Source organism: Gramella jeungdoensis (genome assembly GCF_023805255.1).
In the GTDB taxonomy this organism is placed as follows: domain Bacteria; phylum Bacteroidota; class Bacteroidia; order Flavobacteriales; family Flavobacteriaceae; genus Christiangramia; species Christiangramia jeungdoensis.
Genome location: NZ_JAMSCK010000001.1, coordinates 727,608 through 749,541, shown reverse-complemented (window position 1 = coordinate 749,541; position 21,934 = coordinate 727,608). Strand labels below are relative to the sequence as shown.

General features: G+C 40.4%; 18 protein-coding genes. 1 reads left to right on the top strand and 17 read right to left on the bottom strand.

All coding sequences use genetic code 11. From position 1 onward, the window contains the following. Nucleotide 1: 1 nt before the first annotated feature. The 3 genes from NE848_RS03475 to NE848_RS03465 form a co-directional block, all read right to left on the bottom strand. Nucleotides 2–1,006, bottom strand: a complete 1,005-nt coding sequence (locus NE848_RS03475) for a DUF4861 family protein (protein ID WP_252110816.1) — start codon at nt 1,004–1,006, stop codon at nt 2–4. A 10-nt stretch (nt 1,007–1,016) separates the two neighbouring features. After that, the gene (locus NE848_RS03470; RefSeq protein WP_252110815.1) at nt 1,017–2,444 is read right to left on the bottom strand and encodes a glycoside hydrolase family 28 protein; all 1,428 of its coding nucleotides are present in this window, start codon (nt 2,442–2,444) and stop codon (nt 1,017–1,019) included. 134 nt (nt 2,445–2,578) lie between these two features. Beyond that, on the bottom strand, nt 2,579–3,595 hold the full coding sequence (locus NE848_RS03465; protein WP_252110814.1) for a pectinesterase family protein: 1,017 nt from the start codon (nt 3,593–3,595) through the stop codon (nt 2,579–2,581). A gap of 190 nt (nt 3,596–3,785) precedes the next feature. On the opposite strand from NE848_RS03465, the gene NE848_RS03460 reads away from it, so the two are divergent. Then, complete coding sequence (locus NE848_RS03460) at nt 3,786–4,835, top strand: LacI family DNA-binding transcriptional regulator (RefSeq protein ID WP_252110813.1); 1,050 nt, start codon at nt 3,786–3,788, stop codon at nt 4,833–4,835. Nucleotides 4,836–4,850: 15 nt separating this feature from the next. Here NE848_RS03460 and NE848_RS03455 read toward each other — a convergent pair whose 3' ends face one another. The 14 genes from NE848_RS03455 to NE848_RS03390 all read right to left on the bottom strand — a co-directional run bounded on the left by NE848_RS03455 (nt 4,851) and on the right by NE848_RS03390 (nt 21,923). After that, entirely contained in the window at nt 4,851–6,032 is a 1,182-nt protein-coding gene (locus tag NE848_RS03455) for a Gfo/Idh/MocA family protein (RefSeq protein ID WP_252110812.1), read from the bottom strand. A 13-nt stretch (nt 6,033–6,045) separates the two neighbouring features. After that, nucleotides 6,046–7,662, bottom strand: coding sequence for a UxaA family hydrolase (locus NE848_RS03450; RefSeq protein ID WP_252110811.1), 1,617 nt, complete (start codon nt 7,660–7,662; stop codon nt 6,046–6,048). Between the two features lie 17 nt (nt 7,663–7,679). Beyond that, the gene (locus NE848_RS03445; RefSeq protein ID WP_252110810.1) at nt 7,680–9,143 is read right to left on the bottom strand and encodes a tagaturonate reductase; all 1,464 of its coding nucleotides are present in this window, start codon (nt 9,141–9,143) and stop codon (nt 7,680–7,682) included. A 17-nt stretch (nt 9,144–9,160) separates the two neighbouring features. Then, nucleotides 9,161–10,450: a TRAP transporter large permease gene (locus NE848_RS03440; RefSeq protein ID WP_252110809.1), complete on the bottom strand. Its 1,290-nt coding sequence runs from the start codon at nt 10,448–10,450 to the stop codon at nt 9,161–9,163. After that, entirely contained in the window at nt 10,447–10,914 is a 468-nt protein-coding gene (locus NE848_RS03435; protein ID WP_252110808.1) for a TRAP transporter small permease, read from the bottom strand. The genes NE848_RS03440 and NE848_RS03435 overlap by 4 nt, the downstream gene beginning before the upstream one ends. 1 nt (nt 10,915) lies before the next feature. Further along, nucleotides 10,916–11,908 (bottom strand): TRAP transporter substrate-binding protein, encoded by a 993-nt coding sequence (locus tag NE848_RS03430; protein WP_252110807.1) that lies wholly within the window; start codon nt 11,906–11,908, stop codon nt 10,916–10,918. Then, complete coding sequence (locus tag NE848_RS03425) at nt 11,905–12,576, bottom strand: bifunctional 4-hydroxy-2-oxoglutarate aldolase/2-dehydro-3-deoxy-phosphogluconate aldolase (protein ID WP_252110806.1); 672 nt, start codon at nt 12,574–12,576, stop codon at nt 11,905–11,907. Before NE848_RS03425 ends, NE848_RS03430 begins: the two co-directional genes overlap by 4 nt. 4 nt (nt 12,577–12,580) lie before the next feature. Further along, nucleotides 12,581–13,606 carry a sugar kinase gene (locus NE848_RS03420; RefSeq protein ID WP_252110805.1) on the bottom strand — a complete coding sequence of 342 codons (1,026 nt, stop codon included), beginning with the start codon at nt 13,604–13,606 and terminating at the stop codon, nt 12,581–12,583. Next, nucleotides 13,606–15,009: a glucuronate isomerase gene (uxaC, locus tag NE848_RS03415; protein WP_252110804.1), complete on the bottom strand. Its 1,404-nt coding sequence runs from the start codon at nt 15,007–15,009 to the stop codon at nt 13,606–13,608. The genes NE848_RS03420 and uxaC overlap by 1 nt, the downstream gene beginning before the upstream one ends. A gap of 11 nt (nt 15,010–15,020) precedes the next feature. Continuing rightward, the gene (locus NE848_RS03410; protein ID WP_252110803.1) at nt 15,021–15,785 is read right to left on the bottom strand and encodes an SDR family NAD(P)-dependent oxidoreductase; all 765 of its coding nucleotides are present in this window, start codon (nt 15,783–15,785) and stop codon (nt 15,021–15,023) included. A gap of 1 nt (nt 15,786) precedes the next feature. Continuing rightward, entirely contained in the window at nt 15,787–16,620 is an 834-nt protein-coding gene (kduI, locus tag NE848_RS03405; RefSeq protein ID WP_252110802.1) for a 5-dehydro-4-deoxy-D-glucuronate isomerase, read from the bottom strand. Nucleotides 16,621–16,858: 238 nt separating this feature from the next. Next, nucleotides 16,859–18,337 carry a pectate lyase family protein gene (locus NE848_RS03400; protein WP_252110801.1) on the bottom strand — a complete coding sequence of 493 codons (1,479 nt, stop codon included), beginning with the start codon at nt 18,335–18,337 and terminating at the stop codon, nt 16,859–16,861. 84 nt (nt 18,338–18,421) lie between these two features. Beyond that, nucleotides 18,422–20,089: a DUF4957 domain-containing protein gene (locus NE848_RS03395; RefSeq protein ID WP_252110800.1), complete on the bottom strand. Its 1,668-nt coding sequence runs from the start codon at nt 20,087–20,089 to the stop codon at nt 18,422–18,424. Nucleotides 20,090–20,114: 25 nt separating this feature from the next. Beyond that, nucleotides 20,115–21,923, bottom strand: coding sequence for a RagB/SusD family nutrient uptake outer membrane protein (locus NE848_RS03390; protein WP_252110799.1), 1,809 nt, complete (start codon nt 21,921–21,923; stop codon nt 20,115–20,117). Between the last annotated feature and the right edge of the window lie 11 nt (nt 21,924–21,934).

Here is a 21,934-nt window from a genome sequence, read left to right as displayed (position 1 = left end):
ATTAGTTTAAAGTATTATTTGAATTCAATTCTTTCAATAACTCATCTAAATGAGATAAGAAATCTTCTTTAGTTGTTATACCATCTTTTTCCTGTTCCCAGGCACCAAGGAAATAATAGGTAATTGTTTCGGTAGTGGGTTTAAAGACTACTAAATGATCATCGGTCCCTTCAATTTGTTTGTCCAATTCATCGGTATTATAGAAAACGGCCATTCCCAGTTTATCATTCTCATTCACCAGCGTCTGCGCACCATAAGTGGCTATATAGGCCCACTTGCCGTTCTCACTTTGTCTTTTGATCAATTGCGGGCCATGTTTTACAATTCCCGTAGTAAGACCATCTATCTCTGCAGAAGGAGTAAGTTCGGCTTTGGTATACCTGCCTTCCGGAAAAATGCTAAGTTTAGCTTCCAGATCTATGGTGTCTTTACCTGTAGCCCAGTCTTCATAAAATATTTCTACTGAAGATCTGCTTTCTGTATTAATAACAGTCGCAATAGTATTCCCTACATTCCTGAAATGCGCCACAGTATCGTTCATATAACGGCCGTAACCTCCAATTCCCATGGATTTACCGGCTTTCAGGATATCCAGACCCCAATCGGCTTCCTCATGATAAGAATCAAATCCATCCTGCCCTACATATGGTAGAACCAGGGTATCCACTTTTTTTCCGAAGATATCTATAGCATTTCTCCAGTCCAGATAGAGCCTGTAGCCAACATTTTTGTTCTCCCAACCCGGACCTTCATACCTTATAAACCATGAATGGTCAGTATGATTTTCGGGCACGGAGAGACTATCAACATTTTTAAATTCTCCACCCTTATATTCACGACCTTCCCATTTACCGCCTTCCTTCACTGAAATTTCAGCATAAGTCTTGTTCGAGATTAATGTTTCAGTTTCTTCCTTTGTTTCTACCGTAGCTTCTTTTTCTTTCTTCCCGTCATTACAGGAAACAATGCTCAGGGTAGCTAAAAAAAGTAATATTAGTTTTTTCATAGTCTTCTATTTAATATGCTTTTCCATTAATTGTGGTATTAATAAATTTTACCGGTTCGCAATTTTCGATATTAAGCGGAACCTCAGTACTCTTAATGCTTACATTTTTAAGTTGTACATTCTGAACAGGTGATTGTTCCCTTCCTTTTATGAGTAAACCATATTTACCTCCATTTTCCACCTCTACATTTTCCAGGAAAATATTTCTGATCTCCGGAATATAGTCCCCTTCCTGATTGTCATATATAGCGTAATAAGTATTTATTTTAAGCACAGCTTCCTTAACCTGCCCCACCTGAAGATCTTTTACGTAAACTCCGTCTACAAAACCACCACGAATGGTATTGGTCTTGATACGGATTGCACGGTCAAGATTAGGACTATCCATACGGCAGTTTCTCACAAAAACGTTGCGAACCCCGGCAGAGATCTCACTTCCCATTACCACGCCACCATGACCATCAGCCATTTCGCAGTTTTCAACTACAATATTCTCACTGGGAATATTAACACGCCGACCATCGTTGTTACGGCCAGATTTTATGGCAATACAGTCATCACCAGTATCAAATATGGAATTTTTGATATGAACATTTTTGGAATACTCAGGATCGCATCCATCATTATTAGGACCATGACTACGCACTGTCACTCCATCTACGGTTATATTGTTGCTTTTTATAGGATGTATAATCCAGAACGGAGCGTTAGTAAAGGTAACTCCTTCAACAAGTATATTTTCACATTCAAATGGTTCGAAAAAGGTTGGACGCAATTGATTACCTTCCCCAAAAACCCTTTCGGTTACAGGAACGCCATCGGCCACCATTTGTCTTAACCTAGGCAGATTACTATCGTCATGTTGTCTTGGATCGCCTTCCTTATATCCATATTCGTCTTTCCCGGCCCAGGGCCACCAGTTATCATTGTCTGCCTGCCCATTAAAAACTCCCTTTCCGGTTACCGCAATGTTCTTCTGGCCGTAGGCATAGATCAAAGGTGAATAGTTCATCAGTTCCATCCCTTCGTAAGAGGTATGAACCACGGGCAGATAAGCCGATTTATTCTTACTGAAGAGGATCTCCGCACCTTCAGCCAGATGAAAATTTACATTGGATTTTAAATGTATTGGTCCGGTAACATATCTCCCCGCCGGCACTAAAACTTTTCCGCCTCCCTGTGCATTACAGGCATCTATGGCCTTTTTGAAAACTTCAGTATTATCAGTGACTCCATCTGCCTTTGCGCCGAAATCGGTAACATTAAAGCTACGGTCTGGAAATTGGGGGACTTTAATATCTTGAATAATATTTTCTGCCCTCTCCCAGGCCTTATCTGAATTAAAGTCCTGATCACCAGCTTTGCATGAACACAGCATAAAAATCAACCCAAAAACCACGGCATTGATCACGAAGTTAACTATAGTCTCTCTTTTCATATTTATTGTAATCGATTGCACTAAAATAGCAAAGCTTTGTCAGTTTACATAATATTTATTCAAAAATTTATCAAAATATTAAAATCACTGCTTTTTTAATAAGGAATATGAGTCCTTAATATAAATGAACCAGGTTAATTCTTAATGGATTTAGCAGGATTCCAATTATCCGTACCTCCGAGTATCTTTCTTACTGTGAAGTTTTTTGCTTCCTCTGCAGTAAGTAACTTTGCCCATTCAATCCTCTCTTTGGAAGCTCCTTCTCCTTTTGAGTTATATTCCGCATAAAATACAGTTTCTTCAGCATGAGGCTTATTCCAGTTATGCCATCCTTCGGGTTTAATGAGAGATGCCATTTCGGTACTTATAAAAACGGTTTGGGCATGGTCTCTCCACGGGCGTCCGAGATAAAAGCTTTCCTCTGGAGCATCACCGGTTATGGAACAGTTAATAAAGACAAACCCATATTTCGAGCTTTCTTCAGTGGAAGCAGCCGTAATATAATGGCCGCCTTCCTTACAGTAAATTTCACAATCCTCAAAGACCGCCGTGGACCAACCAAAGATAAAATCGGTGGTTCCTTCGATATAGCAATCCTTATAATATTGTCTGCTATTCCTTCCATGCAAGTACAAAGTATCCTGATTTCCAAGGAATCTGCAGTTTACGAATACAGCCCTATCCCCATCTACCCTCACGGCGACTGCCTGCCCTACAGGACCTGCGCTGTTTTCGAAAGTAAGATTGTATGCTTTAAAATCATCTCCAAAAATGAAAAAAGAAGTTGATCCGGTAGTTCCTATTTCCTCACCATATTTATTGAGTTTCTGGGCATAATCATCATAGGTCAAAACGGTTTTATCCCGGCTCTCACCAATAAAAGTTACATTAGTCTTGGAGGTAGGAAGTATAAGTTTTTCTTTATAAATCCCAACTTTTATGAGTATCCTTGTTTCTTCTTTTCTGAAATCCGGGATGGCATTGATGGCTTCCTGTACATATTGAAAGTCTCCACTTCCATCTTTGGCAACAACAAAATGATATTCCCCCCCAGTATTTTCATTAGCTGGTTGGTATGCCCACCCAGTGTATGAAATCAAAAGAACTTGAAGAAAAGCAATGAATTTTAATTTAATCGAAGATAAAGGCATATTGTATTATTTTTTGCAATCGATTGCTTAAATTAAGCTAATTTTCTTTTTTTACTAAGAAAATTCTTTATTTTTAATAAATATATAATGTAAGAGTTGCTTTATGGAGGAAGAAAGTCATATTTTACCCGAAATATTATTGGCTAATTCAGATTCTTAAAATAACTATTCTACCAAACAAAACGCCTTCATGAAAAGTAAAGACAAGGTTACTATCTATGATATTTCCAAAAAATTAAATATCAGTGCTGCTACAGTCTCACGGGCATTAAATAACAATCCTAAAATTAGCGAGAAGACGCGGGAGTTGGTTGTTAAAACCGCCAGAGAGATGAACTATAAGCAGAACCGACTGGCCCAGGCTTTGAAACAAGGTAGGACCAATAACGTAGGAGTGATCGTTCCTTATATTAATCGTAGTTTTTTCTCTTCAGTAATTAGAGGTATTGAGGAAGAGTTAACTCCACATGGTTACCATATCATTATAGGCCAATCTCATGAGGAAGTTGAGATAGAAGCGGAGCAATTGAATGCCCTTTTAAATACTCAAATTGACGGTATATTCATGTCGGTTTCCAAAACCACCCAGAAGACAGATCACATTAAAAAAGTACTTGAAGAACAGACGCCCCTGGTATTTTTTGATAGAAAAATAGATATCCCAAGCGTGAGCTCGGTAGTGCTGGACGATTATAAGGCAGGATATATTGCCACAGAACACCTGATAAAAGAAGGCTGTAGCAGAATAGCACATCTTTCTGGTGACATTAACCTGGAAATCTATAGAAACAGATTTGAGGGATACAAAAAGGCTCTAAAAGATTATGAGATTGATTTTAATCCCGAGTATGTAATTCAGGTAAACAGTAAAATAGAATCTGGAATGCAGGCCATAGACGATTTATGGAAGCTTGAAGAAAAACCCGATGCTATTTTCTCTGCCGGAGATTACGCAGCACTTGGTGCCATGCAGGAATTACGGGCCAGAAAGATCAAAATTCCTCAGGAAGTTTGTGTGGTTGGATTCAGTAATGAGCCTTTTACCAAATATATGGAACTGCCTATCACCTCTATGGATCAAACCCCGCTTATGATGGGTAAGATTGCCGCCCAGGTTTTTCTTGAGCAGGTAAAAGAGACCAATGCCTATACTGTTGAAAAAAAGGTGGTGCTCCCTCCAGAGCTAATCATCCGTGATTCTTCAAACAGAAAATTGCTTAAACTTAGTGATGTAAGTTAGGTTCGAGGAAGGGTTTTAAAGCCACGGAATCTTTACTTCAGCACCTTTATTTTCAGCTGAGAGGTAGGCTGAATAAATACTTCTGATCACATCGGCCGCAAGGGCAGAGTTACTTTCAGGGTCGCTTCCTTTGACTATCGAATCATAAAAATTATCCATTTCGTGCTGATATCCATTAAACCAGGCTTCATCTGGTGATATATTTGACCAACCCTGCTTTGTTCCGGTTTTCTCTACTACGTAAATATCTTCAAAATACTCCTCTTTTGGATTGTAGGTTTGCATGGCATTGGTAGGAGTAAGATTGCATATAGTACGATGGTTATTGGCGTGTACTTCCAAATAATTCTTTACCCCTCCATGAAGAATTTCGCTGGCTGTAATATCAGCGATGGTACCATCTTCAAAAATAATATGGGTTAAAGCATAGTCTTCAACATCTGTGTATGTATCTTTTAAATGTTCCAGATTCTTATAAGTCGGCAGGCGGGTTATACTATGAACCCGACAACTAACAGACATAGGTCGTATAGGTTTACCATTTGTAGATCTACCTTCGACATGCTTCAAATAGATGGCAGCTGCCATAGGATGACAGCCTTTACCCATAAGAGAGCCACCTCCCGACAATTCCCATTTTCCATAAGCCGTAGAATGCGACCCTGAATGAGACTGTTGAGCCTGGATACAAAGAATCTGGGATTTAGTCTTCTCAATAATTTCCCTTTCTTTCTGAATTGCCGGGGCATATATCCAATTCTCGGCATACAGAACCTTCCCCTTACTATTCTCTTCTGCCAGCAGAATATTCCTAATGCTTTTTAAGCTCTCCTCAAGCCCTGCTTCTCTGGAAAAGGTGTCACCAGAAAAGTCTTCTTCTCCTTTCCCGAAATAACCTGTAAGAGGTTTTTCCACAACCACATACTTATTCTTACTTAGGATCTTTATACTAAGAGCTTCATGGGTTACAGGAGGAGTACACAGGTGGAGTACATCTGCTTCATTAATCAAACTATCCAGATTATCAAAAGGCTTAAGATTCTTTTCCTGACAAAAGGCATTTAGGTTTTCCAAATTAAGAGAATAGGCTCCGATTATTTCAAGATTTACGCGATAAACTCTTCTAAGGGCATCACAATGAAATCTAGCGGCAAATCCTGAACCTATAATTCCAACTTTGATATTTTGGACTACCATTTCCATTGTTTTTTTACAATGAGACGCCTCTTTTCCAGGGGATGAAATCGTTCTGATTAAGCTGATCTGCCTTTGAACTAATATCTCCGCTTGCTACTTTTATGATATATTCAAGTAATTCCTCTCCCATCTCCGGGATAGTTTTTTCTCCTTTTATTACGGCTCCTGCATCTACATCTATTATATCGGGCATGCGTTGTGCAAGGATAGAATTAGATGATAGTTTTATAATAGGAGCAATAGGATTGCCTGTTGGAGTACCGAGACCGGTTGTAAAAACCACCACATTTGCTCCAGACCCTACCATTCCCGTGGTGCTTTCCACATCATTCCCTGGGGTACACAATAAATTAAGACCTGGTTTAGAGACATATTCTCCATAATCCAATACTGCCTGAATGGGAGATGTACCTCCTTTTTTAGCTGCTCCTGCCGATTTCATGGCATCGGTAATAAGCCCGTCCTTTATATTTCCAGGGGAAGGATTCATATCAAAGCCTGAGCCTGAAGCTTCAGCTGCCTTCTCATATGATTTCATCAAATCCATGAACTTTTGGGCAGTTTCATCATCTACGCAACGATTTACTAATTCCTGTTCAACACCACATAATTCAGGAAATTCAGAAAGTATTGGCGAGCCACCCAGGGCCGCTAAAACATCTGAAACATAACCTAAAGTAGGATTTGCTGAAATCCCGGAAAATCCATCTGAACCTCCACATTCCAGACCCAGTTTTAAACTGGATAGTGGCGCAGGTTTTCTCTGTATATTATTGGCTTTTTTTATTTCTTCAAAAGACTCCCTGATTATGGTATTCATCATTTCGTCCACCGTTCCCATCTGTTGTTGTTCATAAATCAAAACCGGTTTTTTTATGTCGGGATTAATTTCTTTCAGGGAATTCTTAAAAATATCGATTTGAAGGTTTTGACAACCAAGACTTAAAACCGTAGCACCGGCAACATTCGGATTATTCACATAGCCGGCCAGCAACTTTGAGAGCATTACAGAATCCTGCCTGATCCCACCACAACCTCCCTGGTGGGTTATAAACTTTACCTCAATATTGTCAAAAACTTCGCTCTCTTCCTCTTCAAACTCGACGCTGGTATTTTCATCCTTTCCACTGATAAGATTACGCAACAGCTGACGTTGTTTTGGTGATTTATGAAAGGACAACTCTTTTTCAAAAACGTCCTTAAGTAATTCAATGTTCCTGTTCTCACAGAATACAAGAGGAAAGAATAACCAGGTATTGGCAGTTCCCACCTGCCCATCAGGGCGATGATAACCATTAAAGGTGCGATCTTTCCATTTGGAAACATCAGGAGCCTGCCATTTGGTGACTTCTGACTTTTGAAAAGTCTGGCTGGCCTCATGCTTTATATTGTTTACCGTAAGCACATCACCTCTTTTTATTTCTTCTGTCGCCTTTCCCACCAGTACACCATACATATAGATCTTATCCCCCTTAGCAAGGTCAACCATGGTAATTTTATGCTTGGCCTTCACATCAGAAAGGATTATCACTTCTTCCCCTTCAAATTCAATTTTATCTCCCTGCCAAAGATCTATTAACGCAATGGCTACATTATCATCGGGGTGTACCTTGATCAATTTGTTTTTCATAACTTATCTTTTTTGACTTACGAAAATTTTTCTGAATAAACCTCGTAGCCGTTCCTCACTCCTTTATTATCAATTACCTCCAAAGCAAAAGTTATATGCTCTTTCAATTCAGGAATTTCATTAAGGTTGACTCCCCAAAATTCTGTTTTGCCTAAAACCTTTTCTGTAATTTCATTGTAACTGTGCAGTTCCCAAATCTTTTTCATACTTGACATTACCTGCTCGTCATCCTGTACAGGCAGACTTTTTCCTTTCCATTTGGCATCATAGAACCTTATAAGACATGCAAAGGCAAAGGTCAGCTTTAAGGGCAATCGATTGAATTTTTTCTGAAAAGCTAAAAGACTGGGTAGGACCCGAACCTTGAACTTAGAAATACTATTTAAGGCTATACTGGAAAGCTGATGTTTTATAAATGGATTTCTAAACCTGTCGAACACCTCCGAAGCAAAAGAATTCAACTCTTCTTCAGGCAGAGATAAAGTAGGATTGATTTCTTCAAAAACAGCTTCTTTTATAAACTTTCCAGTAAATTCATCATCTACTGTTTCTTTCACTGTCTCATTGCCATAAAGTAAAGAAAATGGCACCATACTAGTATGCGCTCCATTAAGTATTCTAACCTTTCGCGTACGGTAAGGCTGCATATCCTTTACTATTAGCACATTTTCATCGATCTTGCTAAAAGGAATTTTAGCCTTTAGCTTTTCGTCACCTTCTATAACCCATAATAGAAAAACTTCAGCAGAAACAATAAGCTTATCCTCGTAATCAAGTTCATTCTGATAGGCCTCGATATCATCTTTAGGATATCCAGGAACAATACGGTCTACCAGGGTATTATGAAAACTATTGCTGTTTTCAATCCAATTCACAAATTCATCTTCCAGCTGCCATATTTCCGCATACCTCAATATGATCTCTTTGAGAGTATCGGCATTGTAATTTATCAGTTCACAAGGAATTATGGTAAGACCTTTAGAGGTGTCTCCTTCAAAATGATTAAACCTTTTATAAAGCAAAGCTGTCACTTTCGCCGGAAAACTCTTATGTGGATATTCATTCAGGGTATCGGCCTCATCATAAGCGATTCCCGCTTCGGTAGTATTAGATATAAGGAACTCCAACTCCTCTTCTTCAGCCAGTTTTAAATAATCCTCGTACTTGTCATACGGATTGATGCCTTTTTGAATACAGGAAATTGTTTCATTTAACTGCAGTTCTTTTCCTTTCTTTACGCCTTTCATAAAGAGATTATAAAGACCGTCCTGTTCATTAAGTACATCTATAAGCCCTCCTGCCAGTGGCTGAACCACAGCCACACCAGCATTGAAGCCGGTTTCCTTGTTTAGCTTATCTATAATATAATCTACAAAAGCTCTCAGGAAATTTCCCTCTCCATATTGAATGACCTTAATTGGCAGTTCTTTTGTAAGCCCAGCATTCTTCCTGTTTAATCTTTTAAGTTGTGTATTTTCCATAGTTAAGATCAATAATTTTATTCAAAAATTTCTGGCAACCACAGGCTGATAGCTGGAATAAAAGTCACCAACAATAACACAATTGCCATTACTACATATAAAGGGATTAAAGGTTTTATTACTTTCTGAATAGTGGTCTTAGCCACTCCGACACCGATAAAGAGGACAGAGCCTACCGGAGGGGTACAGAGTCCCACACAGAGATTCATCACCATAATAATCCCGAAGTGCACAGGGTCTACACCCAAATTTTGCATCACTGGTAAAAAGATAGGTGTGAAGATCAGTACCGCAGGAGTCATATCCATAAAGGTTCCCACAAAAAGCAATAACAGATTAATGATAAGAAGGATCACATATTTATTATCACTCAAGGCCAGTAGGGCATCACTCACTGATTGCGGAATATTTTCATAAGACATCACCCATGACATACTCATGGATGTTGCAATAAGAAGCATCACAATGGCCGTAGTGCCAACCGAGTTCAAAAACACCTTATAAAGTTTTTCACGGTTGAGCTCCCGGTAAACAAAAGAAAGCACAAGGCAATAGAGAACGGCTATTCCCGAAGCCTCGGTAGCTGTAAATATTCCTGAAACAATTCCACCAATAACTACTACAAGCAGCAATAAACTTGGAAGAGCCTTAAGAAATGTAGAGGCCAGCAATCCTAAACTCGTTGCATTCCCTGCGGGGTATTTCTTCTTTTTTATCCAGACGGCAGCGACCAGCATAAGGGCAAGTCCCATCAAAATCCCCGGCAGATAACCAGCCAGGAAAAGGGAGGCAATGGACACCCCGCCACTGGCAAGTGAATATACGATAAGTACATTTGAGGGTGGAATAACAAGCCCTGTGGTGGATGAGGTAACATTGATCGCGGCCCCAAATTCTTTTGAATAATTCTCTTTTTCCATGGGTGGCCCAAGGATACCGCCGATCGCAGATGCAGCCGCTACGGCTGAACCTGAAATAGCGCCAAACAACATCGCTGCGATCACATTCACATACACCAATCCACCCGGCAGGGAGCCAATAAGAGCCTTGGCAAAGTTGATAAGCCGGTTGGCAATCCCTCCCTGGTTCATGATCTGTCCTGCGAGAATAAAGAAAGGAATAGCGAGCAGTGAAAAACTATCCAGTCCCGTTGCCATTCGCTGTGATACCGTAGTAAATGCTGCCAGGGTATCTATACTCGCCAGCATGGTAAAAAGACAGGATAAGCCAATAGACCAAGCCACAGGCACCCCAATTGAAAGCAGAACCACAAAAGAAATAACCAGGATTAAAATTTCAGATATCATACCAGGTATTTTTCGGGGTTCATAATTTCATTTATTTTATAAGTGATAATCAAAAAACCACTTAGTGGAATTACCATATAGACTATATACAAAGGGATCTCAAGTGCAGCCGAACTTTGTCCCAGTTCATAATTCACATAAACCAGGTTGCCCCCTCCTATCACCAATACCGTAACACAGAAAAAAATGATCAAAACATCAATACCTATTCTGAGTTTTTTCCGGTTTTTTTTATCCAATTTCTCCTCCAGCAGGTTTATAGCCAGGTGATCCTGCTGCCCGGCCGCGTAAGCTGCACCAAGGATTCCAATCCATATAAGCAGATATCTAGCCAGTTCCTCAGTTACAGAACTGGGAGATTGCATCACATATCTTGAAAAGACCTGCCATAAAACTGCCACTACCATAATGGTCATAAGGGTTACCAGTAGCACTCCTAAAATTCTATCTAAGCTCTTTTTCATATTATTCTACTGCTTGAATATCTTCTATTATTTGTTTCATTTCAGGATCTTCACTGAATTCATCATACATAGGCTGTACTTTTTCTCGAAACTCCTCCTTATTGGCTTCGATCACCGTAACCCCGGCTGCTTTTATCTCTTCCAAAGCCTTTAGTTCAGCTTCACGCCATAATTTTTTCTGATATTCGGAAGACTCCATGGCTGCCTCCTTAAGCCATATTTGTTGCTGCTTTGTAAGTTTGTTCCAAACTGGTGTTCCAATAACCAGTTCATCAGGAAGCGCCGTATGCTCATCTACCAGGAAGTATTTACACACCTCATAATGCCTGGATAGGTGGAAACTGGGCAGGTTATTCTCTGCGCCGTCTACTATACCCTGTTGAAGTGCAGTGTATAACTCTCCCCAGGCGATAGGGGTTGGCGAGCCTCCAAGGTTTTTCACCATATTAATTGCAGTTTGACTTTCCATTACACGTACCTTTAGGCCTTCAAGGTCCTGAGGGGTTTTAATTGGTTTTTTTGTATAAAAACTACGACTGCCGGCATCATAAAAGGTTAAACCTTTTAAACGTTTGTCGATACTGGAATTAAGGAAATCCTCACCTATCTCACTCTCCAGAACGTTAAATCTATGTTCGCGGTCCCTGAATAAAAATGGAAGACCAAAAACCTTTAAGCCGGTAGCAAAATTTTCCATAACCCCAGTAGACACCTTGGTCATTCCAAGACTACCTATTTGTAGAAGCTCCAGGCATTCCCGCTCTGAACCTAGTTGCTGATTAGGATAAATATCGATACGCATGCTGCCCCCAGATTTTTCTGCCAACCGCTCTCCCATAAAAAGCATTGCTTTGTGAACAGGGTGACTGGTATCCAGGCCGTGGCCCAATTTTATAATTTTGGTATTGGACTTTTCGCTACACCCCGAAAATAACAGGATAAGAACCGACAGAAAAAGGTTTACAATGATATGCTTTGATTTTACCAATCTCATTTTCTGAACTTTTTGGCCATTTCAATGGAAGACTTAACAATTTTAGTAATGCTGTTATAGTCATAACCACCATCCTGTTTTTTAGTAAAAAGCTTAGAACCTATGCCAACGCAGTGAACGCCGGCATCAAACCATTCTTTGAGGTTCTCCTCAGTAGGACTCACTCCTCCGGTGGGCATAATGCTGCTCCATGGAAAAGGTCCCTTTACTGCCTTCACAAATGAGGGGCCTCCAACCTGGCTTCCCGGGAAGATCTTAACCACCTCGGCACCGAGCTCTTCTGCATAGGAAATCTCCGTGACCGATCCGCAACCCGGCATCCAGGCCACCTTTCTACGATTGCAAGTTTTAGCCATCTCGGTGTTTATTATCGGGGATACAATAAAGTTTGCTCCCAGCTGAAGGTATAATGAGGTAGTGCCGGCATCAATCACCGAGCCCACCCCCAGCATCATATCGTTAAAAGTTTCGTTACAGTATTTGTTGAGTTCTCCAAAAACCTCGTGTGCATAATCACCCCTATTGGTAAATTCAAACACCCTGGTGCCGCCCTCATAACAGGCTTTGAGTACTTCTTTACAAACACTAAGATCCTTATGATAAAATACCGGAACTATTCCCGTATTCTTCATGGTTTCAGCAACCTCTATTCTTGAATATCTTGCCATTTTTTTATCTTTTTATTCTACCTCCGGTATTCCCTTCCATCACTTCCAAAACTTCTTCTACACTCGCCAGGTTGACATCTCCTAAAATTGTATGTTTTAAGCCGCATGCCGCGTTGGCAAAGCGAAGTGCTTTTTCGTCATCAAAATGCTGAAGTCCATAGATCAATCCTGCGGCATAAGCATCTCCCGTTCCAATACGGTCCACTACCGAAGCGACTTCAATTTCTTCGGTTGTAATATATTGTTTACCCGTCCAGGCACGGCCGTAGATCTTCTGCCACGACGCGCTAAGACCCGTTCTCACCTTATCAAACACCTTCTCAATAGAGGGACATTCTTCAATCAGTCTCTTACTGGCTTCAATAAATCCATCTTCCTCAAAAGGATAATCAGTTCCCAGGATCTCGTTGATCTCATTTACTCCACCTATAAAGATCGTGGAAGATGAAACCAACTCCTTTAAAATCTCGTGACCATCTTTGCCATATTTCCACAGATTGCTTCGGTAAGCGGGATCGGCAGTTATGGTAATACCTTTCTTTTTTGCCAGGTTGAGCGCATTCTTCAGCGTTTTATAGGCATTCTCAGAAATGGCTGGTGTAATCCCGGTCCAGTGAAAATAAGTACAGCCTTCCAAAATCTTATCCCAATCCACAACATCCGGATCTATATTGGCAAAGGCACCGTGTAATCGATTATAAGCAATTCTGCTGGGTCTAATGGAAGCACCTACCTCCAGGAAATACAGACCCAACGGATGGTCCACCCGGTTTACCGCAGAGACATCTATGCCATACTTTCGCATTGCTGCCACCGCGGCATCACCAACAAGATCATCAGAAACATTGGTCACATGCCTGGTGGAAAGACCGAAATTTGAAAGAGAGGTGGCTACATTCATCTCGGTTCCCCCAAAATAAAAGTCCATAGTATCGGCCTGTACCAGCTTCCGGTTTTCAGAAGGTGAAAGGCGCATAAGGACCTCTCCAAATGTGACTATAGTTCCTGTATTTTTTTTAGAGTCTGCCATTAAAAATCAAAATATTCCTTTGCATTATTATAACTGATATCTGCAATCACTTTACCTACCAGCTCCATGTCATCGGGCAATTCCCCCGATTGCATTTCTTGACCGAACAAGTTACATAATACTCTTCTAAAATATTCATGCCTTGGAAAACTCAGGAAACTACGAGAATCTGTAAGCATTCCTATAAAGCAGCTCACAAGTCCCATATTGGATAATGCGTTTAGTTGTTCAATAATCCCGTCTTTCTGATCCAGGAACCACCATCCGGAACCAAACTGAATCTTTCCTTTTACCGAACCGTCATTAAAGTTACCGATCATCGAAGCGAAAATCGCATTATCAGCAGGATTAAGGTTATAAATAATGGTTTTGGCAAGCTTATCTTTTCCATCCAGGGAATCAAAGAATTTAGAAAGATTTTCAGCCTGTTTAAAATCACCAATCGAATCCCAACCGGTATCAGGGCCAAGTTTAGCAAGCATTCGCTTGTTGTTATTTCTTAAAGCTCCGAGGTGAAATTGCTGTACCCAGCCAAACTCATGGTAGGTTTCGCTCAAATACGTAGTGATCGCTGTCTTGAACTTTTCAATTTCAGCAAAAGTAAGCTCACTTCCGTTTTGTTTTTTACTGAAGATCGCATCCACCTCAGCATCTTTATATTCTTCAAAAGAAATTGAATTCAATCCGTGGTCGCATAATCTGCAACCATTTTGGTGGAAATATTCTATTCGCTTTCTTAGCGCATCTTTCAGGTCGCTATAACCACTAATATTAACGTCGGCTGCTTTGCCTAATTCTGAAAGATAGTCTAAAAATCCCTCCGCATCGATCATGATCGCTTTATCCGGTCTAAAAGCAGTGCTCACTTTAATTCCGAAATCATCCTTAGCCAGGCTCTGATGATGTTCCAGCATATCGGTTGGGTCTTCCGTTGTACAAAGCGTATCTACATTCATTTGGGCAAGCAGACCTCTACATGAATTTTCAGGCTGCTGAAGCTGGGAATTCACTTCTTTATAAATTTCTGTGGCATTATCACCATTCAGCAATTCATCGATTCCGAAATAACGCTTCAATTCCAGATGTGTCCAGTGATACAACGGGTTTCTCAAGGTTGCCGGAACCACTTTCCCCCAAGCTTCGAATTTCTCCTGATCGCTGGCATCACCCGTAATATATTTTTCATTCACCCCCATCGTTCTCATGGCACGCCACTTATAATGATCGCCATTAAGCCAGACTTTCGAAATATTATCAAAATTGACATCTGCCGCTATTTGCTGCGGAGGTAAATGATTGTGATAATCTATTATTGGCTGTTTTGAAGCGTAATCGTGATAGAGCGCTTCAGCATATTTATTCTCCAGCAAAAAATTATCGGTTATAAAACTCTTTTTACTCATTTTTTCATTATTTATCGGCCCATCCAGCCACCATCTACTGTGAGGATAGAACCATTCATATAATCACTGGCTTTTGAGGCTAGAAAAACGATTGGACCTTTAAAATCTTCAGGTTTTCCCCAGCGTCCCGCAGGAATTCTTGCAAGGATTGCTTCACTTCTATCAGGATCATTTCTAAGGGCCTCTGTATTGTCTGTAGCAATATAACCAGGAGCAATCGCATTTACCTGTACTCCTTTAGAAGCCCATTCGTTAGACAAAGCCATTGTTAACTGGCCTATCGCACCCTTTGATGCGGCATATCCAGGTACGGTAATTCCACCCTGAAAAGTTAATAAGGAGGCGGTAAAAATCACTTTGCCACTACCCCGTTTTATCATTTCCTTTCCTAACTCCCTGGACAGGATGAATTGAGCATTTTGGTTTACTTCTATCACCTTATCCCAGTATTCATCGGAATGTTCGGCAGCCGGTGCGCGTAAAATAGTGCCGGCATTATTAACAAGAATATCAATTCTAGGATTTTCAGATTTTACTTTTTCTATGAAATCATACAAAGACTTTCTATCAGAGAAATCGCATTGATAAGCTTTGAATTTTCTTCCTTTTGCTATAATAGTTTTTTCGATCTCTGAACCTGAGGTTTCCAGACTTGCTGAAACCCCAAGAATATCGGCTCCAGCCTCGGCTAGGGCTTCGGCCATTGCAAAACCAATTCCTCTTTTACAGCCAGTAACAAGCGCGACTTTTCCTTCTAATTTGAATAATTTATCCATATTACTTCAGTTCATACGGTTCCACCCCGTCCATATCTCCATAATCCATATTTTCACCGGCCATACCCCAGATGAAAGTATAGTTAGAGGTTCCGGCACCAGCATGTATAGACCATTCCGGAGATATTACAGCCTGATGATTTTGAAGAAAGATGTGTCTGGTTTCCTGGGGCTGCCCCATAAAATGACTCACGGTTTGCCCTTCTTCTAGATCGAAATAAAAATAAATTTCCATCCTTCGTTCATGAGTATGGGGAGGCATGGTATTCCATACATTTCCCTCCTGTAGCTCGGTCATACCCATTTGCAACTGACAGGTATCAACTACCTGATTAACCAGAAGCTTGTTAATTATCCGTTTATTTGAATATTTTGAATCTCCCAGCTCCACAATCTGCGCCTCCTTTTTAGTAACTTTTTTAGTGGGATAAGCCTGATGGGCGGGAGCCGAGTTTATATAAAAATATGGTTGCTCTTCTGTCGCTTCAAAGATCACCTCTTTATTCCCTTTACCAACATAAAGAGCTTCCCTGTGACCTATTTCATAAACTTCACCATCAACAGTAACTTTACCTTTACCGCCCACGTTGATTACTCCAAGTTCCCGGCGGTCAAGGAAGTTCTCAGCCTTCAATTCATCAATAGCTTCAAGCTTCAGAGATTTTGTAACCGGAAATGCACCACCAGCAATATAGCGATCGTACATGGTATAGGTGAGTGAGATCTGATCTTTCACAAATAACTCAGGAATTAAAAAGTGATCCCTTAGCTCTTCGGTAGTATATCTTTTAACATCATTGGGGTGATGTGCATATCTAAATTCTGAATTCGTCATTGAGTCTATTTTTTTAATTATGCAATCGATTACACGAATATAGTAAAAATTTTTTAACCTTTAAGAATAGTATTGTTTTTTCTCGTAAAAAAGCAGTATCAACAATTTTTAAACATTAATTATCATAATTTTTCAATCAAATTATTAATCAATCAATACCCCTACTCTTGATCATAAATCAAAAGAAGAAATTATTTAAGTCATTTCTATCCTGTTGTGTACTGCTTACCGGCAGCAGCTATGGTTGCTCATAAATATCCTTTACCAGGTAATTTAAGTACATTTCTATATTTTCATATCCTGTACTAAGGTCATGTCCATTAGCCTGGAAATTTTGAGGATCGAGACTTTTCTCCACTTTCCAGTCATCTGGCATGCCATCTCCTGACGTATCTACAGGTGCTTCAGTAGATTCAAGTCGGGGCCAGCCACCAACATCACTCTGGGAATCTATAATTCCATTAGTACTGCCATTTGACCCCTCATGGCTATAAGACGAATTTCTCACGTTCTCTACAATCCTTTTATCAACTGCATCTCTTTTATAAGACGCACCACCGTAATCCAGAACCAGCTCATAAGCCACCTGGGCTGAGTGCGTAGTTACGTTCCCTCGAATATCATTCGGTTCATCAATACGCATTTCATCTTTCTCCTCTTCTGAAACAGTACCATAACTGTGATGAAACTGGTTAAAGACCCCATATGTCCAGTTATCTTCGGTGGCGCGGGTGCTGCCTTCTACATAATTCCCACTGATATAAAACCTCCCCCAGGTATCATATACCTCGGTACCCTCATTTTTATTCTTATCTATAGAAATAATCCTCTCATTTTTGGTAGTTGCCGGCCCGGGTTTATAATAGCAGTTCACAATATTCACATTCATAGCCTCACCGCCATAAGCACTATTTCCCTGCCAGTTATATATAACGTTGTTTCTTAGGTCTACTAAATCGGTAAGAGCAAAAGCTTTTCCTGCTTCTTCGCCCAAGCGAGGATTCCTGCTGTCATGATGGGCAAGCAAATTGTGATGAAAAGAAGCATATCTCCCACCCCAGATACCTCCATAACCATGTTCGCCTTTTTCATGCACAGAGTTTCTTAGACTCTCCGTTATAAAGCACCATTGTACGGTGGTATTTTCATTTGCATAAAAAGTAACTGTTTCGTCTGTGGACCAGCTCATAGAACAGTGATCTATAATAATGTTCTTATGAAATCGCGATTCCAGGGCATCGGCTTGCTGTTTGGCTTCATCTCCCAACCTGAATCTAAGAAAACGAATAATGATGTTATCTGCATCAATAACCACGGGATAATCTTTTATGGTTATTCCATCTCCAGGTGCGGTTTGACCGGCTATTGTTAAATTATCGTTCCTAATAATAAGCCTGGATTTAAGTTCAATGGTTCCCGAAACTTTAAAGAGGATATACCTGGGACCAAAAGTTTCCACTGCCTGTCTAAAACTTCCCGGTCCTGAATCTTCAAGATTGGTTACATACAAGATTTTACCTCCTCTCCCTCCGGATGTATTCCGGCCAAAACCTTCGGCCCCGGGGAATGCAAAGGCATCCTCTTCAACAGGAGTGGGCCCCGGCTCTATCTTTCCTTCACTATCAGGATTCTCTGTTGTCTGGCCCTCAGTACTGCAATTCACAAGAGAAAAGAACAGACATAGTAAAAGCATCGTTTTAATTCTATTTTTTACCATTAATTTTTATTGGATATTATTAAAAAGGTGCGGCTCTCACCGCACCTTTTTAACCTAATTCAAACTAAAACTAACATCTTAACATTATAATTCATCTCTCCAGCGGGGATCGCCAGAATTGGTACGACCTCCGAAACTTCGATCCCTAAAATTGAAATCCATTTGATCAGGTGCTATCCAAAGTTCCTGGGCTGTTCCGCTATAGGTGAAGCTCGGAAACCCGGGAATCTCTGAACCTTCTCTTAAGCAAAAATTACTAGTACCCCATACATTGTCTATCGCAAAATTAGTACTCTCTAATCCATCTCCTATTCCCTGTATACAACCATAATTTCCTTCTCCTGACATATCCCACGAATGACCGAAAATCGAGTTTCGGATGGCAATTCCATTCGTCACATTGTTATGTCCTTCACTTCCACGGTAACGGAAGAATCTTCCTCCATTAACTATGAAGTTATTGAAAGTACAGTTTTCAATTGTGATAGATTCAGAGCCCATCCTAGATGTAATTCCTGTATCTATATAATTGAAGGTACTATTGATTAATTCGATATGGTTTACATGAGCGGTATTTTCATCTGCAAAATCAGTATCTGTAGTAATAATTCCGTAACCTCCTATAGTATCTATAAGAGAGTTGTGAATCTTATATTCATCAACCACCACAGAAGTACGAATTCTCATGATTCCTCTGAAGTTTGTTATATTGCAGTCATCAAATAATACCTCCCCCACATACACGTTTTCACGGTTTGGATTGAACACATAATCACCGGTATAATCTTCACCTCTTAGCTCAAGGCCAATAAAGCGGATATGATCAATAGTGGAATTATTATCAATATCCCAGTTCCCCGTGGTATATAATTGGGCCTTTTCTTCTCCAAAGCCATAAGCAGCCCTTATAGTTATGGATTTATTAAGGTTATCATCAGGGAATTCATAGAACGAGCCTCTGCTTATGAGGATAATTGCACCATCAGGCGCAGTCGACACCGCATTAGAAACTGCCTCGGGATTTTCATCACCTCTAAGATCAATTACACCTGGTGCAGTAGGATCAATATCCCTAACCTTCGTAGTATAGCGAACCCATCCTCTAAGCTCCCCTTCACTGTAAAGGGCGATCTGATACTCCGTTTCCGGCTCAAGGCCAGTAACTATAGCTTCTTCTGCTAAACGTTCTTCCTCAGTAACCGGCCTCTCTTCAAAAAGAGGGTTAGTTAGCCTGTCATCATCTCCAGCAAACACTTTTATACCTGTAACAGGAGCTCCTGCCGTAACCCAGGTAACCCTGGCTGCAGTATCTATCACATCAAATTTTGCTGGTATTTCCAGAATAGTAGGAAAGCGCTGTGTCCTTACATTTCCCAGGTCTGCCACCCGGCTATCGTATGTCGGGTCATCTGCATGAGCTTGTGCCCTTACCTGGTAAATAGCATCCCATAATAGTTCTTCCCCAACCAGTTCTTTATTTATCACAACATAACTGGTATCTGTTTCAATAGTATATAATACTGTTTGAAAAGTATCACGGCTCACTTCTATGGTATAAGATTCCGCTTCCTTAAATGAAGCAAGATTTACAATAATAGTGTTCCTTTCAGAAGTAAGGCCTTCCTGGCTTAGCACCGGCCTGAAAAGCCGGGTACGCTGAAATGCTTCATCATCCTTTTCGCAGGCACTGAACATCAGTACAGCTGCAAAAATAACAAGTAGCGTTTTTATATAACTTTTACTGTTTTTCATAATTTAAAAATTGTTAAGGTTCAAATTAAAATCCATAACCATCATTCTGCAATACTCCGCGACTATTCTCAATAGCTTCATTTGGTATCGGGAATATGTATCTTACAACACCTGGCTGAGGTCCATTTATATAGTTTTCCCAATCTTTTAAGATCCATTCCTGATAGGTGCTTTCATCGTCATGAAGTGCTAATAAGAATGGAACCTGATTCCATGTGTCATCTGGTGGAGCCACTACATTTTGATCAGGATTAAGTACCATGAAATTCCCATTTTCGTCTGTTTTCCAGTACATGTAAATAGGCTCATTGGTAGTACCGTTAAAGGCTGCATCTGCCAGTCTTTTCAGTTCCTCTACAGTTTCCTCCACTTTCTCTGAATAGATACCCCAGCGAATAAGTTCGTACTTTCTAATCATCTCGCCTCCAAATTCCCAGGCACGCTCATCCACTATGGCCTCAAAGAAACTTTCTTTAGAAGCAGAAACATTGCCAACATACTGGTCTACTTTCTCTGGCCAGTCTTCAGGTTCAAAAGCCCTTCTCCTTACACGCTTAAGTGCTTCCTGCGCTTCAGCAGTAGGTCCGTTAAGTTCATTCTCTGCTTCGGCTAACATCAGTAACACGTCTGAATAACGCATCATTGGCCAGTTTATACCAGTCCCTTTCGCTGATGAAGATCCTGGTGGAGGGTCCAGTAAGGCTCGATTCCATTTCCCCTGAGAGATATTAAGAGGACCTTCAACAAATTCCTGTTCAAACTCCTGATTAATCTTAAATAGCCCAGTAGTAACTTCACGGCGCCTGTCTTCAGAATCAAAAGATAAATAGTAGGTTGGCGTAACTTCCATATAGTTATTTCCAGATCCGTAATCGTGTGCTGCAGTTGGTCCACCTTCTACAGTAATTCCTATATTCCATCCAACATCACCCTGACCATCTCCGAATGGAATCTCAAAAAGCACATCAGAATTAACAGGAGACCTGGAATTATGTTGATTTAAGAAAATCTGCCTGTAATCTCTTGGTAATTGTCTGTCTTTTAATTCTATTAATTTCTGGGTATAATCCTTTGCAATCTGATAGTAATCAAGGTAATCCCCTTCCCTTTGCATGGTAAGGTCGGGAGTAAGAAAATATCCTCCTCGCTGTAATGCAAGCCTCGCAATCATACCGAGAGTGAATTCTCGGTTTACCTGTTCAGCTCCGTAAGGAAGCTGGTCGGCCCACATCATATGTTCCTCGGCATCGATCATATCCTGGATCACTCCAGATAAGATCATATTACGATCGGTTTTAGGCTGATTAAGATCAGCACCGGCTTTTGGCGCTTCTGTAATATAAGGCACATCCCCGAAGTAATAGATAAGCATACTATACCAGTAGGCACGCAAGGTATAAGCTTCCCCTATTAAATGATTAAAAGTTCTGCTTACCGTATCGTCAGAAGCGTCAAGATTCCCTGAATTCTGGATACCTTCAATAGCAATATTGGCATCCCTGATAGCCTGATAGGCATAGGTCCAGACAATCTGAAGATCCCGGTTGGCCGGGTTAGCTTGTAAATCCCAGATCTGGTAACGGTCACCATTACTAGTCCATCCCGACTGATGTTCAATATCAGTATTCCCTGTCATGTTATTTGATAGCCTAGACCGAAATGCATCCTGATTAAAATGAGAGTAGATGGCATTAACTCCGTTTCTGGCATCATCAACATTGGAATAGATATAATCAATATCAAATGTTGAAATGGATTTTGGTTCCATAAAGTCCTTTTCACAAGAACTTAGAACGAAGGCCATAATGGCCGTTAATAATAATCTCGTTTTCATATTCTTTATCA

Excerpts from the sequence above, each read along its gene's own strand:
- NE848_RS03475 (WP_252110816.1), bottom strand. The coding sequence starts at position 1,006 with ATGAAAAAACTAATATTACTTTTTTTAGCTACCCTGAGCATTGTTTCC.
- NE848_RS03470 (WP_252110815.1), bottom strand. The coding sequence starts at position 2,444 with ATGAAAAGAGAGACTATAGTTAACTTCGTGATCAATGCCGTGGTTTTT.
- NE848_RS03465 (WP_252110814.1), bottom strand. The coding sequence starts at position 3,595 with ATGCCTTTATCTTCGATTAAATTAAAATTCATTGCTTTTCTTCAAGTT.
- NE848_RS03460 (WP_252110813.1), top strand. The coding sequence starts at position 3,786 with ATGAAAAGTAAAGACAAGGTTACTATCTATGATATTTCCAAAAAATTA.
- NE848_RS03455 (WP_252110812.1), bottom strand. The coding sequence starts at position 6,032 with ATGGTAGTCCAAAATATCAAAGTTGGAATTATAGGTTCAGGATTTGCC.
- NE848_RS03450 (WP_252110811.1), bottom strand. The coding sequence starts at position 7,662 with ATGAAAAACAAATTGATCAAGGTACACCCCGATGATAATGTAGCCATT.
- NE848_RS03445 (WP_252110810.1), bottom strand. The coding sequence starts at position 9,143 with ATGGAAAATACACAACTTAAAAGATTAAACAGGAAGAATGCTGGGCTT.
- NE848_RS03440 (WP_252110809.1), bottom strand. The coding sequence starts at position 10,450 with ATGATATCTGAAATTTTAATCCTGGTTATTTCTTTTGTGGTTCTGCTT.
- NE848_RS03435 (WP_252110808.1), bottom strand. The coding sequence starts at position 10,914 with ATGAAAAAGAGCTTAGATAGAATTTTAGGAGTGCTACTGGTAACCCTT.
- NE848_RS03430 (WP_252110807.1), bottom strand. The coding sequence starts at position 11,908 with ATGAGATTGGTAAAATCAAAGCATATCATTGTAAACCTTTTTCTGTCG.
- NE848_RS03425 (WP_252110806.1), bottom strand. The coding sequence starts at position 12,576 with ATGGCAAGATATTCAAGAATAGAGGTTGCTGAAACCATGAAGAATACG.
- NE848_RS03420 (WP_252110805.1), bottom strand. The coding sequence starts at position 13,606 with ATGGCAGACTCTAAAAAAAATACAGGAACTATAGTCACATTTGGAGAG.
- uxaC (WP_252110804.1), bottom strand. The coding sequence starts at position 15,009 with ATGAGTAAAAAGAGTTTTATAACCGATAATTTTTTGCTGGAGAATAAA.
- NE848_RS03410 (WP_252110803.1), bottom strand. The coding sequence starts at position 15,785 with ATGGATAAATTATTCAAATTAGAAGGAAAAGTCGCGCTTGTTACTGGC.
- kduI (WP_252110802.1), bottom strand. The coding sequence starts at position 16,620 with ATGACGAATTCAGAATTTAGATATGCACATCACCCCAATGATGTTAAA.
- NE848_RS03400 (WP_252110801.1), bottom strand. The coding sequence starts at position 18,337 with ATGGTAAAAAATAGAATTAAAACGATGCTTTTACTATGTCTGTTCTTT.
- NE848_RS03395 (WP_252110800.1), bottom strand. The coding sequence starts at position 20,089 with ATGAAAAACAGTAAAAGTTATATAAAAACGCTACTTGTTATTTTTGCA.
- NE848_RS03390 (WP_252110799.1), bottom strand. The coding sequence starts at position 21,923 with ATGAAAACGAGATTATTATTAACGGCCATTATGGCCTTCGTTCTAAGT.